At 51.3% G+C, this 15887-nt stretch carries 11 protein-coding genes; 6 read left to right on the forward strand and 5 right to left on the reverse strand.

Annotated elements, in window-relative coordinates; genetic code table 11:
• Positions 1-38: 38 nt before the first annotated feature.
• Complete coding sequence (locus tag OGX80_RS12470) at positions 39-1106, reverse strand: LacI family DNA-binding transcriptional regulator (RefSeq protein WP_340157725.1); 1068 nt, start codon at positions 1104-1106, stop codon at positions 39-41.
• Between the two features lie 341 nt (positions 1107-1447).
• Here OGX80_RS12470 and OGX80_RS12475 point away from each other — a divergent pair, with 341 nt between their 5' ends.
• The gene (locus OGX80_RS12475; RefSeq protein WP_058669139.1) at positions 1448-3655 is read left to right on the forward strand and encodes a TonB-dependent receptor; all 2208 of its coding nucleotides are present in this window, start codon (positions 1448-1450) and stop codon (positions 3653-3655) included.
• Between the two features lie 30 nt (positions 3656-3685).
• Positions 3686-4030, forward strand: coding sequence for a hypothetical protein (locus OGX80_RS12480; protein WP_115182189.1), 345 nt, complete (start codon positions 3686-3688; stop codon positions 4028-4030).
• 36 nt (positions 4031-4066) lie between these two features.
• Here OGX80_RS12480 and OGX80_RS12485 read toward each other — a convergent pair whose 3' ends face one another.
• Both OGX80_RS12485 and OGX80_RS12490 read right to left on the reverse strand, forming a co-directional pair.
• Entirely contained in the window at positions 4067-4843 is a 777-nt protein-coding gene (locus OGX80_RS12485; RefSeq protein WP_012134496.1) for an SGNH/GDSL hydrolase family protein, read from the reverse strand.
• Positions 4844-4853: 10 nt separating this feature from the next.
• Positions 4854-5891 (reverse strand): porin, encoded by a 1038-nt coding sequence (locus tag OGX80_RS12490; RefSeq protein WP_012134495.1) that lies wholly within the window; start codon positions 5889-5891, stop codon positions 4854-4856.
• A 414-nt stretch (positions 5892-6305) separates the two neighbouring features.
• Between OGX80_RS12490 and OGX80_RS12495 the strand changes: the two genes are divergently transcribed.
• Positions 6306-7676: a class-II fumarase/aspartase family protein gene (locus tag OGX80_RS12495; protein WP_115182188.1), complete on the forward strand. Its 1371-nt coding sequence runs from the start codon at positions 6306-6308 to the stop codon at positions 7674-7676.
• A 37-nt stretch (positions 7677-7713) separates the two neighbouring features.
• Here the strand turns inward: OGX80_RS12495 and OGX80_RS12500 are convergent, their stop codons facing one another.
• Positions 7714-8607, reverse strand: a complete 894-nt coding sequence (locus OGX80_RS12500; RefSeq protein WP_115182367.1) for a MurR/RpiR family transcriptional regulator — start codon at positions 8605-8607, stop codon at positions 7714-7716.
• Between the two features lie 347 nt (positions 8608-8954).
• Here OGX80_RS12500 and dcuC point away from each other — a divergent pair, with 347 nt between their 5' ends.
• From dcuC to OGX80_RS12515, 3 genes are all read left to right on the forward strand, one after another.
• Entirely contained in the window at positions 8955-10322 is a 1368-nt protein-coding gene (gene dcuC, locus OGX80_RS12505; protein WP_047459531.1) for a C4-dicarboxylate transporter DcuC, read from the forward strand.
• A gap of 26 nt (positions 10323-10348) precedes the next feature.
• Positions 10349-12043: an NAD-dependent malic enzyme gene (locus tag OGX80_RS12510; RefSeq protein WP_115182187.1), complete on the forward strand. Its 1695-nt coding sequence runs from the start codon at positions 10349-10351 to the stop codon at positions 12041-12043.
• A gap of 355 nt (positions 12044-12398) precedes the next feature.
• Positions 12399-14297 carry a methyl-accepting chemotaxis protein gene (locus OGX80_RS12515; RefSeq protein WP_115182186.1) on the forward strand — a complete coding sequence of 633 codons (1899 nt, stop codon included), beginning with the start codon at positions 12399-12401 and terminating at the stop codon, positions 14295-14297.
• A gap of 128 nt (positions 14298-14425) precedes the next feature.
• Here OGX80_RS12515 and OGX80_RS12520 read toward each other — a convergent pair whose 3' ends face one another.
• Positions 14426-15859 (reverse strand): EAL domain-containing protein, encoded by a 1434-nt coding sequence (locus tag OGX80_RS12520; RefSeq protein ID WP_369701229.1) that lies wholly within the window; start codon positions 15857-15859, stop codon positions 14426-14428.
• Positions 15860-15887 lie beyond the last annotated feature (28 nt).

Here is a 15887-nt window from a genome sequence, read left to right on the forward strand (position 1 = left end):
GAAGACGAGAAGAACGCGACGTTCTTCTCGCGTTATTCTCATCGTATATTTTCCGCTTCCCGCACCGATTGTCGGCATACCAGGGAAGGGGGAAACAAAAATTCGTCGGGAGGGATTGCCGGAGTCTCTATTCGGGCGATCAGGCGCTCAACCATCACGTCCGCCATCTCCGTGAGCGGCGGCATAATAGAGGTCAGGCCGGGGTAAACCAGGCCAGAGAGTGAAATATTGTCGATACCGACGAGAGAGATCTCTTCCGGCACGCGGATGCGGGCTTCGTGCAAACCACTCATCAAACCAATGCCAAGCGCATCGTTAATGGCGACGATGCCATCAGGACGAAGGGATTGCTGGCAGAGGGTTTGCGCCAGAGAACGGCCCAGTTCGGTCATTTCGGTATCTCCGTAGGCGGCCATCGCTTTTCCTTCGATGATCATCCCTTCACGATACATGTCGTGCTGGCGTACCGCGCTGAGAAAGCCTTCTATTTTATGCGCGCGGCTGGGGGTCATCCCTGCGACGGTCGCAAACGCGAGGCGGCGACACCCGCGCGCGATAAGATGCTCTGCCGCCATTCGGCCCGCCTCAACGTTATCCATCGACACGCTGTCCAGCGCGAAACCGCCAGAGTCAACGCTTGCGGGCATACGGCCATCGTAGTTCACCATTATCATGCCCTGCGCCGCCGCGCGGGCGAAATGCGGCTTTTCGATATCACAGGCGGCCACAATAATTCCGCGAACGCCATGAGCAAACATATCTTCCAGAAACGCTTCTTCTTCTTCGATTTGGCGATAGGTGTTGCCGATCAGCACGCGGTAGAGGTGTTTTTTGGCGGCCAGATCCACTTCACGCGCCAGTGCCGCAAAGCTGGGGTTCACGATGGATGGCACCAGCAACCCGATCATTTTTGCCTGCCCCGTTTTGAGCTGCTGGGCGACCCGGTTGGGGAAATAGTTGAGCGTTTGCATGCTTTGCTGAATGCGCGCCAGCGTTTCCGGGCGCATTTGATCGGCGCGGCCGTTAAGCACATTGGACACCGTGCTGACGGAAACGCCCGCATGCTTTGCGACATCTCGAATGTTTGCCATACATCTCCTTTGCAGCAATCGGTGAATGGCGGCTCATTCAGTATCGCCATCTGGATAGCAGAGTATAAACTACAACGGTTTAGTGTAACGTTACAGCTAATCGTGTCAATGCCATAAATCCCGTAACCGTTGTTCACACAATGAAAAATCTAAATAACATTGATAATGAGTTTTACTCTCATTATCATGTTGGCTGTGCGGGTTTCGGTGATTATTCTTCGTATCAAGGATGGACACAGAACATATATATGGAAAACCCTTCCCATACATAAAACGAGCATTTTTGTTCGGGTTTCATTCAATAAAACCCCATTTTAAAGGGTTTTTTTCGTGTCCTTGTATTCATGAGATTAATGATGAAAAGCAGCGCAAAAAATAATTATTCTCTGCAAAAATCCTTGCTGGCATTCGCGATTGGTGCCGCCGCTCACGGTGTTTACGCAGCAGAAGACACTACCGGGAAAGAAGATACGATGGTCGTTGAGGCCAAATCCGCAAACAGTGGTTTTAAAGCCGGTGGCGACGCGCAGGTGCCCGCGTTCCTGGAGGGGCAGGTTGCCCACGGAGGACGACTGGGGGTTCTGGGCGAACAAAAAGCGATGGATGTGCCGTTTAACGTTATCGGTTACACCTCAAAACTGGTGGAAGACCAGCAGGCGAAGACCATCGGCGAGGTGCTGAAAAACGACGCCGCAGTACAGCCCGTACAGGGATACGGGAACTTCTCAGAAAACTATCGTATTCGCGGCTTTGAGCTGGCGGGGGATGACGTGACCTGGGGCGGTCTGGCTGGCGTGCTGCCGCGTCAGGTTGTGGATGCTTCGCTGTTTGAGCGCGTGGAAGTGTTTAAAGGCGCCAGCTCTTTCGTGAACGGCGCGGCAAGTTCCGGGGTGGGCGGTATGGTCAACATGGAGCCGAAACATGCTGATGACCTGCCGCTGACGCGCCTGGGAGTGGATTACACCTCTTCAACTCAGGTAGGTACCACGCTGGATGCCGGTCGTCGTTTTGGCGATAACAATCAGTTTGGCGCGCGAGTAAACATTCTGCATCGTGAAGGCGAAACCGCCGTTGATAACGAGAAAAAACGCACGACGCTGGCCGCCCTCGGGCTGGATTATCGCGGCGATAAACTGCGCTCCTCGCTGGATGTCGCCGCCCAGAAGAAGACGTTCCACGGCGGGACGATGGGGATTAACTTAAGCGGCGTCGATTTCGTGCCGGATGTACCGAACAACACGGATAACTACAGCCAGAAGTGGGGCTACAGTGATATCACTAACCAGTTCGGTATGGCGCGCGCTGAATACGACATCCTGAATAACTGGACGGTCTACGGCGGTGCCGGGGCGCAACATGCGCATGAAACCGGGATTTATACCGCGCCAAAATTACTGAACAGATCGGGTGATGCTGTCGTCGATGTGCTGTATACCAACCGTATTATTGACGCGTTCAGCAGTATGGCGGGTATTCGCGGCGAATTTGATACCTGGTCGGTCAGCCATAAGGTGAACCTGGGCTATTCGGCGGTGATCAAACGCGATAAAACGGCATGGCGTATGAACTGGGCCAACCCTGGCTCCATGACCAATATCTATGACAACCATGACGTGCCGATGCCGCAGTGGGATCTCGCCGGCGGCAACTATCACGATCCGCTGACAACCTCCCGAAACCGTACTCAGGGTTATCTCCTCAGCGATACGCTGGGATTCTTTGATGACCAGGTGCTGCTGACCGTCGCCGCGCGTAATCAGAAAGTGGTGGTGCGTAACTACAGCAATGCGACCGGTGAAGAAGACACTGACTCTCGCTATACGGAAAGTCGATGGATGCCGACCTACGGTATCGTATATAAGCCGTGGGACACGGTGTCACTGTATGCCAACCACACCGAGGCATTACAGCCGGGTGAAAACATTACCGATCAGGAGTCGCCGGATTACGGTAAAAGCATCGGTATTCTGCACTCTAAGCAAAATGAAGTGGGCGTGAAAATTGATTTCGGCACCGTCGGCGGTAGCCTGGCGCTGTTTGAGATTAAGAAACCGTCCGTGATTAAGAACGAGACGACGCAGGAATATTCGACCGATGGCGAGCAGCGTAACCGGGGTGTGGAAGTTAACCTGTTTGGTGAGCCGGTTTACGGTCTGCGTCTGAACAGCAGTGCGACCTGGTTACAGCCGAAACTGACCAAAACGCAGGATGGCGTCAACCAGGGGAATGATGCTTCCGGTACTCCACGTTTCACCGCCGTTCTCGGTGCTGAATATGATATCCGGCAGGTTGATGGGCTGACCGCTACCGCGCGACTGAATCACACCGGCTCGCAGTATGACGGCGCCGCCAATGAGAAGAAGCTGGACAGTTACACCACGCTTAACCTCGGCGTTCGTTACCGGATGCGCGTAAACCAGGAGCAGAATGAGATGGTATGGCGTTTAGGGGTGGATAACGTCACCAACGAGCAATACTGGTCTGGCGTATCCGACTACGATGGCGTGTATGTGTACCGTGGCGAACCGCGTACCCTGAAGCTGTCTGTTAATTATGACTTCTGAGTTAAAAACGGGCAGGGATGCCCGGTAGTAATGCCGGATGGCGGCTTCGCCTTATCCGGCCTACGGTATTACGGTGTGGTGCGGGTAATGCCGGATGGCGGCTTTGCCTTATCCGGCCTACGGTATTACGGTGTGGTGCGGATAATGCCGGATGGTGGCTTCGCCTTATCCGGCCTACGGTACTACGGTGTGGTGCGGGTAATGCCGGATGGCGGCTTCGCCTTATCCGGCCTACGGTACTACGGTGTGGTGCGGGTAATGCCGGATGGTGGCTTCGCCTTATCCGGCCTACGGTACTACGGTGTGGTGTGGGTAATGCCGGATGACGGCTTTGCCTTATCCGGCCTACGGTACTACGGTGTGGTGAGATTGTAGGCCCGATAAGCTTGCGCCATCGGGCAACCGAACCGGCTATGATGATTTCTGAAACTCGCTGACGGTTTCCCACGCAATCTGCTGCAATGCTTTTGCGGTGGCTGGGGTCATATCCGTGTCTACGGGCAACGCTCCGCCCACTGGCGACTGGTTATACAGCGTGGCAAAGAACACACAGGCGGCTAAATAGGTTCCTGCGATGGAAGGGTGTACGCCATCGTGGTAATAAAGATTAATTTCCGGGTGTGCTTTACGCGCTTTTTCAAAAGCCAGACCGACCGGCGCGACATAGCCGCCAGTTTTCTGCGCAATGGAAACATAGGCGTCAGCAAGTTTCTGTATATCCTCTGGTTGATCCCGCTTTGCCCAGGTCATGAAGTACACGACTTTTGAACCTGCCTGATGCGCCATATCCGCCATTTTTGTCGCGGATTCGATGAAATTCTGCCGGGTGCTCTCTTTCTGCGAAATCGTCTCCGTAGAGTTGCCCTGCAAGATGACAACGTCCCATTTTTGCAATGTATTCTGATAGGCGAGATTATGAATTTGCCAGCCTAAATGACCGCTTGAGATGGTGATCCCCCGATATTTATACCCTTTCGCGTGATTCGGTAGTAAAGAGCGCGTCAGATCTCGCAACCGGGTATTAATATTGTTGTTATAGAACGTAAAAGAGTTGCCATACAGCGCGACAATTTTATTATCCCCCTCTATTTTTGCATAGGGTGAGGGTGCTAATAGCGCATCAGCATGCACACATAAACTGCCAAATAAAAAAGTTGATGCAAGGGATAACTGCATTATTCTTTTCATAAATCACCTGTCAGAAGTCATAGCGGAGTCCAACGATGAGCGCGTCATCATTGACTTTTTGGTTTTTATTGGCGAAGGCTTTATCGTAAGTAAATGATAACCAGGTATCATCGGCTAATGTTATTTGTGTTTCGACACGCCAGTCCTCTTTTTCATAGACGGATTTATCTTTCTCATCCAGGAAACTGTAACCGGTAAGGAATTTAAATTTACCGTATTTCCAGGACAGTAATGAATCCATGCCTTTAAAGTCATTGTCGCTTTTATTATCGCGCGCAATGGATGTGCGTAATGCGGTGACGGCGGCTTCAACGTTCTTATAGCTGAGCTGCAAGCCTGCCATGATCTGGTCGTTTTGATTCCGGCCATCGGTGGTTTTTACGCCATCCTGGCGTTTATAACGGCTGGCGGCAATCGCCGGTGTGAGTCTGAAATCCCCCAGTCTGAGCGTGTTTCTGTAACTGGCCATTGCGCCATAATCCAGAGCTTCATTACTGCTGCCATTGCCCGCGACCCACGCCAGCTGTATCTCATTGCCTGCAAATTTAGCATTCCATTGTACGGTGCCGTCCTGGCGGTTGAACTGGTAGGAGTCATCAATGGTGGTGATGCCGTAGCTGTAAATATTCGGCGTAAAGTTTTTATATTTATCAGTCATTTTCATGACCTGATACAACGGGTTTTTAGTCCTGCCGACAATCAGTTCGCCCCAGGTTTTATTGGACAAACCAATATAGGAGTAGCGCGCTTTTAAATCGCTATCCCCGGTATTGCTGTCGTTTTTTTCGGTTCGCACCTGCCATTCCAGACGGCCCACGATCTTTGTCTCGGGGATAAAATCTAAATCCCGGGTGAGGTAAATCCCCAGACGGCCACCCAGATTCGTTCGTGTTTCGCTTCCGGCATAAGAGTTTTCTCCGCTGGCAATTTTACCTTCTACACGGCCATAAATATCCAGCGTATTTCCATCTTTATTATAGATACTCATCGCATATGAGGAGGTTGTCATCCCCGTCAGTAGAATGAGTGAAATCATTTTTATTTTCATAGCATCCCCAGAAAACAATAGTTAGCTTATTTGTCTGTTCGAGTGAGCGGTTTATCGCAGGAGGGATTGTTCTGGAAAAAAGGAAATTCATGATATGGGAATTATTTTTTCTCATTACAAAATGTGATTTTTAGCGCATAACGATGTCCTGTTTTATCGTGTTGCTAAATTTAATGATGATTATTTGCGAAAAGTTAAAGCAAAGCGAAATACGCGTTGCACTAACAAAGCAACTCATTGTGATAGCTATCTCATTTTTGTGTTTTTCGGGCGTTAAAAAGGGAAAACAAAATTCTCATGACGTATTTTATGAATGGGAATTTTATTTTCCCCTGTTAATCAGTTGGCCGATCCCGCAAGATTCATTCACGACCTTTTATATTAAGATACTTTATATTGCCGGAGAGTCGCAGTATGTACGGTAAGCAAACAACAGTGTTTGATTCTGACCTCTATTCATCGCTCTTTACCGAGAGTCGGATGCGGGAAATCTGGTCTGACGACAATCTGCTTCGCTGCTGGTTGACGTTTGAAGCAACGGTAGCGCGCGTGCAAAGCGAGCTGGGCATTATTCCTGAACAGGCGGCGATTGAAATCGAGCAGGCATGTCAGAACATCGAGATAAACTGGCCTGCCTTAGCCCAGGGAACGCAAACGGTGGGCATGGCGATTAAACCCTTGATCGACCAGATTTCGGCTGCTGGCTCTCCGTTGGTTAGCCGCTATCTCCACTGGGGATGCACCACCCAGGATCTGCTGGACTCCGGCGTGGCGATGCGATTACAGCAGACGCTGCAACGGGTATATCAGCAACTGATTGAGCTAGGGGAAGAGATGAAGGGCATGGCCTTAAAGCATGCCCGCACCGTTATGGTTGCGCGCACCAATTCGGTTGATGCTTCCGCCACGACCTGGGGGCTGCATGTCTCCGGCTATCTGGCGGAGGTGAATCGGCATCTGAACCGGCTGCAACAGCTCTATCCCCGGGCGATTACGGGTCTGTTTGGCGGCGCGGTGGGGAATCTTGCCTCCGTCGGTTCTCAGGGAATGGCGACGCGTGAGCGGTTGATGCGGGCGCTGGGGCTAAACGTTCCCTGTGGTATAAACAATGCCAGCCAGGATGCAATTGTTGAAGTGGTTCAATGCTTTGCGCTGATTCACGGTACGCTCTGCCGTCTGGCGAATGACGTGGAAACCCTGGGACGCACCCCCATCGCGGAAGTGCTTGAAGGCGAGGGCGGCGGAGGCTCCAGCACCATGCCGCACAAGGCTAATCCGCGCGCCAGCAATATGATTCAGACGCTGGCGAGGATGGGCTGGATGTACGCCTCCGGCGCGCCTGCGATGTTGGATCAGCAGGATGTGCGCGCGGCGTCGATGAGAGTATTGAACTGGACGATTCTACCCGAGGCGTCGAACGCCTTATCGGTCAGTCTTAGCCGGGCCAAAAAGCTGCTTTCCCACCTTATTGTGAATGAAGACAGAATGCGCGCTAATTTTGACTGCTCGAAATCTTTCATTATGTCGGAATCGATTACGATGAGTCTGGCGAACAAAATAGGGCGAGAATCCGCTTATAATTTAGTTAAAGCGCTGCTCAGTCAGGCGAATGGTGAGCAAAGTCTTATCGACATTGTCCACGCCAGCCCGGAAATTCGGGCGTCGTTATCCGCAGAAGAAATTGCCGATGCCTGCGAGCCGTTGTCTTATATTGGTTGCAACGATGCGCTGATTGCCGAGACCCTCGCGCGGTTTGATGAAATGAAAGTCATCGATATTGCGTAGCGCTTTATGTCGGGAGCGTCCCTCCCGACTCTGCTGGTCAGGTATTATGTGAAGAAGCGGAAAATGTCTCAAAGAAGAGAAACAACTCTTCCAGTTGGGCAAAGTTGCCTTCATTGTCACTCTTCTCATAAGCCAGATGCAGAATCAGTTCGATAAAAAAGAAACCGAGAATTCGGCTTTGAAAAATGGACTCCACGTCGCTTGGCAGTACAAACTGAAGATCGCAGAATTTACCGTAAGGATTGGCATCAGAATTGGTGATCAGCACGACGGTCGCATTTTTCTTTCTGAACCATTTCGCGATATTGAGTGCGACCCGGTTAAAGCGATAGTAGGAGAATACGATCAGAACATCATCTGGTTCGATGTTTATCAGGCACTTGGGCAGCTCGCTGATGTCGGTAGGCAGAAGAGTGATGTTGCTGCGAAAGTACTTTAACAACGTACAAAAATGCAGCGCCATCGCATGGGAGGAGGAAGGGCCGACCACATAAATATGGCGCTGGCTGTTGAGTACCAGTTCGATGAATTTATTCAGGCTATCGATGCTGATGGTCTGTTTAAAATCATTAAATAATGAAGTGACTTTATTATTAAAGGTCTCAACAATCTGTTCTGTTTTGGTGGTGTTTTTAGGCCGCTGGCGACTGTTTTTCTCAAAAGGCGCGGCGATTTTGTTTTTTGACAGCGTGGTATCCAGCGCTCTTCTGAAAGCCGCATAGCCGGTAAAACCAACTTTATTCAGAAAGCGCCCGATGGTTGCTTTGCTCACGGCGGCATTCTGGGAAAGATCGACAATCCCATGATAAGGTAATTCGCTGAAGTGTTTATTAATATAGTCATTAAGCCGACATTCAGACTCGGTCAGGTCACCAATATTTTGGGTGAGTGAATTATACTCATCCAGACTTAATGTGTTTTTTCTGTACATGTGCAGTACCCGGTGACGTTTTATATTGAGATTGTTATATGAAAAGATACCTCTGCCGTCAATCATTCCGTGGCTGGCAATTTAGTAAAACGTCTTATTTTCTGCGGGATCGCGCCCCATGTAGATAAGATGCGATCTTACTCACAAAAAAATATGGGAAAAGCCCTTTCCCATATTTTATAGCACGGTGGTTTATTACGATTAAATCGACAGTACAATTATTTAATACCGTGAACTGACGGACATATTCTCATGGCAATATGTATGAGCAGGTTTTTAGCTGTTGGTGAAAATGCTGCTTGCATAAGGCTGACATCTCTGATTTGTATGGTATAGGGATTGTTGTTATGACTGCATTTATTATAGCAATAGTGATAACAGTAATTGCCGCGTGGTTAATTGTGAAAAATTACCAGCCGCAAACTGTGTTATTATTCGCGGGGCTGGCGTTATTAACAGTTACCGTTCTGTTTTACCCAGAGAATAGTATTCTTTATGGTAAAGCAAAATCTACCGGGTCAACCTGGCTGGATATCTTCAGTTTTGCAAAAGAGTCTTTGACCACGCAAATCGCGGGTATCGGCTTAATTATTATGGCGGCGGGAGGATTCGCCAGTTATATGGATCACATCAAAGCCTCGAATGCGATGGTGAATATGTGTATTCGTCCCTTGCAGGTCATTAAAGCGCCTTATCTTATTCTTGCGCTGGGCTACATTTGCGCGCAGCTTCTGCATGTGGCGATCTCCAGCGCAGCCGGGCTGGCGATGTTATTACTGGTGACGTTTTTTCCCGTTCTGGTGCGGCTGGGCGTCAGTAAAGCGTCCGCTGCCGCGATGATCGGCCTGTGCGCGTTTATGGATCTTGGCCCGGCGGTTGGAACGGCGAATCTTGCGGCCAAACATGCCGGAATGGAAAGCGCGATTTACTTTGCGCACTATCAGATGCCGGTGGCGGTTGTGGTTATGCTGGCCGTCGCGGTGGTGATTTTCTTTACCGCCAAATATTTCGATAAAAAAGATGGGTTTGTTCCGGGGACGGAAGAGGTTGCCGAAGCGGAAGAGGAAGGACGCAAAGTGCCCGCCATTTATGCGCTGCTGCCTGTATTGCCCGTCATTCTGGTTCTGGTTTTCAGCCCGCTGGCGATCGCATCCATCAAAATTGACGTTGTGACGGCGATGATCCTCGGGGCGGTGGTCGCTTTTTTCTTCGAGCTGTTCACCACGCGTGATTTCCGCGCCTGTTGCAAAGGGTTGCAGGTATTTTTCAAAGGAATGGGAAGCATGTTTACCAGTATCGTTTCTTTACTGGTCTGTGCGGATATCTATGCCCAGGGGCTACAGAAGATCGGCGCAGTGGACTATCTCCTTCAGTCTGTACAAAGCGCTGGTCTGGGCTTTACCAGTATGACGCTGGTGATGACGGCGCTGGTAGGCGTTACTGCGGTATTAACCGGTTCTGGCGTGGCGGCATTCTTCTCCTTTTCCGGGCTGGCGCCCTCTATCGCGGCGAAGTTTGGTGAAAGCGCGGTCAATATGATTCTGCCTATGCAACTGATGGCGGGAATGGGGCGCTCTATTTCTCCGGTTGCAGGCATCATTATCGCCGTGAGCAAAGCGGGCGAATGCTCACCGTTTATGATCGTCAGAAGAACGCTGCTCCCGGCGCTGGCGGGGATTGCCGCGATGTTGATTGCCAACTATGTGCTGATTTAACGCTTTCTTATTACCGGGTTTAACTCATGGACAGCAACGTGACACACGATGTTTTATACGTCCCGTTTACGGGGAAACTGTTACTGGAATCGCCGTTATTGAATAAGGGGAGCAGTTTTACTCAGCAAGAGCGGAATGATTTTAATCTTAATGGATTGCTGCCCTGCGCTATCGAAAATATTGATGAGCAAGCGGAACGCGCTTACCAACAATATCTGGAGGCGGAGTCTGATAACGCGCGGCATATTTATTTGCGTAATATCCAGGATACGAATGAGACGCTATTTTATTACCTGCTGAAAAAACATCTCCCGGAAATGCTGCCGATTGTTTATACCCCGGTTGTTGGCGCGGCCTGTGAAAAGTTTTCCGGGATTTACCGTCGCGCCAGAGGGGTCTTTATTTCGTGGCCCGATCGCGAACGTATTGACGATATTCTGCATGATATCCCGAGACACGATATCAAAGTGATTGTGGTGACGGACGGGGAACGCATTCTGGGACTGGGCGATCAGGGCGTTGGGGGAATGGGGATACCGATTGGCAAACTGTCGCTGTATACCGTTTGCGGCGGGGTAAATCCGGCGCATACGTTGCCCGTTATGCTGGATGCCGGGACAAACAATCCGCGATTATTAGACGATCCCCGCTATATGGGCTGGCGGCATCCGCGCATCACCGGTGAAGACTACTTTGCGTTTATCGGTATGTTCATCGCTGCGGTGAAACGTCGCTGGCCGGATGTATTGCTGCAATTTGAGGACTTTGCCCAGCATACTGCGGTTCCTTTGCTGCATCGTTATCGTGATGAGCTGTGCTGTTTTAATGATGACATTCAGGGAACGGCGTCGGTCGCGCTGGCGACAATTTTAGCGGCCTGCCGCGCCAGCCAGCGTGATTTTAATCAGCAGACGATAGTCATCGTTGGCGCAGGGGCGGCGGGTTGCGGCATTGCCCGCCATATCATCGCCTGCCGGGTGGCCGAAGGTATGGACGCCGCAGAGGCCAGCAAAACGATTTTCATGGTGGATCGCGACGGCCTGGTGATGACCACCGCCTCGTCGCTGGCTGATTTTCAGGTTCCGCTGGCGCAGCCTCCTGAAATGCTATCTGGATGGGCATACGCTGGCGCGACGCCATCCTTGCTGGAGGTCATTCATAACGCGAAACCTGGCGTGATGTTGGGCGTTTCAGGGCAGGCGGGGCTGTTCACTGAAGAGGTGGTGCGCACGATGTATCGCCACTGCGAGCGCCCGATTATTATGCCGTTGTCTAACCCGACCTCCAGAATGGAGGCCCGGCCGCAGGACCTTATCCGCTGGACTGATGGACAGGCGATTATCGCAACGGGAAGCCCTTGTGAGCCGGTAGATTTTGCCGGACGTACGATACCGGTATCGCAGTGTAATAACGTGTATATCTTTCCTGCCATTGGTCTTGGCGCAATTGCCAGCGGTGCCAGGAGGATCACGGAAACGATGCTGATGGCGGCGAGCCGTGCGCTTGCCGACGCTTCGCCTTTGGTGCGTCATCATGGCGGAGGGCTGCTGCCGGAAATCAACATGATATGCGATGTAACCCGCCGTATTGCCTTTGCGGTGGGGAAGGCGGCGCAGCTGTCCGGCGTAGCGGATGCGCTGGATGATGCTGTGCTAACACAGCGCATTACGGCGCATTTTTGGCTACCGCACTATCGTCCTTATAAACGCCGTGCTATCTAGTTTTTGGCTATGAATGCCCCGCTTCGGCAGTCGCGCCGGAGCGGGGCCGGGCGTATTAATAAAAAATACAAGGCGATAAAAATAAAGGTAAGGAATAAAACTGACATCATAAGTTGAAAAATAAAACTTCATTAGCCTGCGATGCATTGCGTGGATTGTGCAACTTCATGATATGTATTTAATTATTTTTGAAAGCGGATGTGCGGCCTTATACAAGGTCAGATGGACGACGGTTAATTAAAATGCTGTTTTTATTTTATGTGGGGAAAACCTTATTCGGAGCGATCGAAATAAGTAAAGAATTGCGGATAAATGTCGTTATAACACTTATCCAAACCGATCGAGACCCTACCCCATGATGTGGAAAACAACTCAAGCCCGAGTGACACTCCTGCTTATAAGTTTTTTTGTTATATTACTGTTGGTTACGTTTGTTGTTATCAAACAATTTGTCTCTCCGCAGATTATTGCAACGGAAACCAGAAATATAAGAGCCACGGTCGAGCTGCAAAGTGACGCGATAAAAGAGCAAATGAACCGCGTTAAAGCGCAGCAGCGCACGATCACTGAACTGGTTTCCGGGCTTCAGAGCGATCAAATTGACGCGCTCTTGCCGCTGTTTGTGAACCAGTATGGCGATCTGAACGTTTTTGGCGGCGGCATCTGGCCATTACCCGGGCTGCGCGAGCCGGGCCGCGACAAATTCAGCACTTTTTATGCGCGCGATGCCAGTGGCGTGCTCCAGCTTAATACGGTCTGGAACCAGCCGGAGTCAGAAAAATACTGGGAACAGCCGTGGTATAAAGACGGTATGGCTGCGCCAAAAGGTGAGTGTGCATGGGCCAAAGCCTACCAGGATTCGGCCAGCCCGCAGCCGAGAACCAACTGCGCGATGACAATCTGGAAAGAGGGAAAGGCCTGGGGTGTCGCCACTATCGATGTGACGTTGGGCTTTTTTAACCAACTGGCAAAAGAGATGGGGAAGGCGGTTGAGGGAACCGTATTAATTGTTGAGTCTGATGGCAAAATTGTTGGGAACGGCGCGCCGACGCAAGGCAATACCGCATTGATGAATGTGCGTGATTTGAATATTCCGTCAGCTTTACCGCTGCTCAATCTGCTGAGCCAGGGGCAAAAAGCGGAATATGAGGGCGGCTATGACGGCGAAGACGGCGCCCATTCGCTGTTTGTTTTGTCGATAGAAGGCAGCCCGTGGTATCTGGTGATTGATACGCCCAGCAGCAACCTGGTGCGCCAGTCTAATGCGATACTGACAACACTCACGCTCGTGCAGACGGTGATCGGCCTTATCATTGTTCTTGTCCTGATGCTGATTGTGCGCAACATTTTCAGGAATGTGACGCTGCTGAACAGGAACATAGAGGCGCTATCCGGCGGCGGCGCCGATCTCACGCAACGGCTTGTGGAAAGCAAAAGCCCGGAATTTAATGCCATCATCAATAACTTTAATAAATTCATCGCGTTCCTTCAGGATTTGATGCAGCAGGTTGGGCACAGCTCCTCGGCAATTTCTTCCGCTTCGCGGCAGATCGCCGGAGGCAACCTGGATCTCTCCTCCCGTACGGAAGAACAGTCCGCTTCCATTGTTGAAACGGCGGCGTCGATGGAGCAGCTCACCAGCACCGTACGGCAAAATGCAGAGAATGCGTTGCAGGCGAACAGGCTGGCGACACAGGCTTCCGACGCGGCGAAAGCGGGGGCTTCAGTGGTCAATGACGTGGTTGCCACAATGAGCAACATCAATGATTCATCCTCAAAAGTGGTGGAAATCATCAGCGTAATTGATGGCATCGCGTTCCAGACCAATATTCTGGCGCTGAACGCGGCGGTTGAAGCGGCGCGGGCCGGTGAGAATGGCCGTGGTTTTGCCGTCGTTGCCGGTGAGGTGCGTTCTCTTGCGCAGCGAAGCGCCCAGTCCGCGCAGGAAATTAAGAAGCTCATTGAAGAATCGGTCAGCAGTATTGAGCAAGGTAGCGGTCTGGTTCGCCAGGCGGGTACGACAATGGACGGCTTAATGGAGAAGGTTGAAGACGTGAGCGTTTTAATCTCTGAGATCAGTTCCTCAAGCGATGAGCAAAGTCGCGGAATTGAGCAGATTAATATCGCAATTACTCAGCTTGATAGCGCGACCCAGCAGAATGCGGCGCTGGTAGAAGAGGTTGCCGCAGCGGCCCAGTCAATGGAATCGCAAACCGAGATGCTTGAAAAAGTGGTCGGCAGCTTCAAACTCTGAAAAGCGGTATAACGAAACGCGCAGCATGATGGGGTTAGCCCTTCGCCGGACCGTGGAACACGTTGGTCTCAGAAAAGTTATCCCTTGTCATGCGGCGCTCTATGAAACCAGTAAGGCGCAGCGTGCGTTCAGCGAGGTGCGGGATGTTTCGGTAAAAATTGCTGGATTATCTCCGGCAGACGATCGTGAGTGATGGGCGGCGAGAAAAGATAGCCCTGAAAGCGGTCAACTCCCAGCGCTTTCAACTGATTGAATTTCTCCAGACTATCGACGCCTTCGGCAATACAGCGGCTCTGCGTCAACTGGCAGTAATAGAGCAGACTCTTTATCAGCGCCAGTGCATGTGGATCGCGTTGAAAATCATTCACGATACTCATATCCAGCTTGTAGCCGCTAAAGCGGATTGTCCTGACGGGAAACATTACGCTGCTGTGTGAAAAGCAGTCATCGAGGAAGATGCGAAAGCCTTGCCGTTGGATTTTGTCCATATTTTCTGCTGTTCTTCCTTGCTGATGCAGATCGACCGTTTCTGCAAATTCCAGCACTAATCTACCCGACCATTGCGGCTGCTGTAGCTGCTGGCGCGCCGTTTCCATCATCCGCAGCAGGTTTTCGTGGTTGGCGATGCAGGGTGGAATATTTATTGAGAACCAGAACTTACCCTGGTGTTGGTTAATGTTCTGGATTGCTATTTGTAGCACAAAGGCCGTGAGCAGAAGCCAGGCGTATTCGGCGTGGATCTGCGGCAGAAATTCGCCGGGAAGCAATACGTTGTCGCCTCTTCTCCAGCGGGAAAGGATTTCAACCCCCTGCAACCGCAGGTGGCCGTCGGTTATGGGTTGAAATACCGGGAATACCTGTTGGCTATGAATGGCATGGATAAATTCGCGCTCAAAGGGAGATAGCGCGGCGATGAGCTGATTGTTGTGAGTCTTGCTCTGGCTTCCAGGAAAGCGGGTAATCAGATGCGGGTGAGACGCCACCATCTTTTTTAGTCCTGACGTTCTTTGATTATAAAGTGTTTTCTGGCTCACACCGCGGATCTTCGCCTGTGTGTTGATGCTGTGCCCGTACAGAAGAGAGAGGGTGGCGCTCAATTCCGTTTTACTTAACCCTGCTGCCGGTTTGCCCTGTATCTGCGCGTCTAAAAAGGACAATTGCTGGAGTTTCGGGTATTGCAGGAAGTCCCCCTGTAGCAGCGCTGCCAGTTGTTTCCCAGGAAGGTCGGAGGCGACCGCCCGGACGGCGGTAAGTTGCCGTTTATCAGGAACATGGTAGAGCAGCGTTTGCCATAGCCAGGCGGATGGACTACGGCTAAGGATCAGCATGGGCAACGGTGTTTCTGCCTCAGCAAGCAGGAAGGCGGCTTCCCTAAGAATAAACAGCAGCCAGTAAGGATCGTCAGGGAGAAAAACGACAATCCTTCCGACCTCGGATGTTAGCTGTAGCGAAAGGCGCTCCTGCGTCTGGTGTTGCAGCAGCACCGGTCGCCGTTGACCGCAGGTCATCATTCTGGCGAGTCCTTCCGCCGCCATTGAACAGGGAGACAGGATATAGTCCACCCTTGTTTTCTCCAGCGGGGAGGGAGGG

The organism is Citrobacter sp. CK194, assembly GCF_030333395.1.
Lineage (GTDB): Bacteria > Pseudomonadota > Gammaproteobacteria > Enterobacterales > Enterobacteriaceae > Citrobacter_B > Citrobacter_B koseri.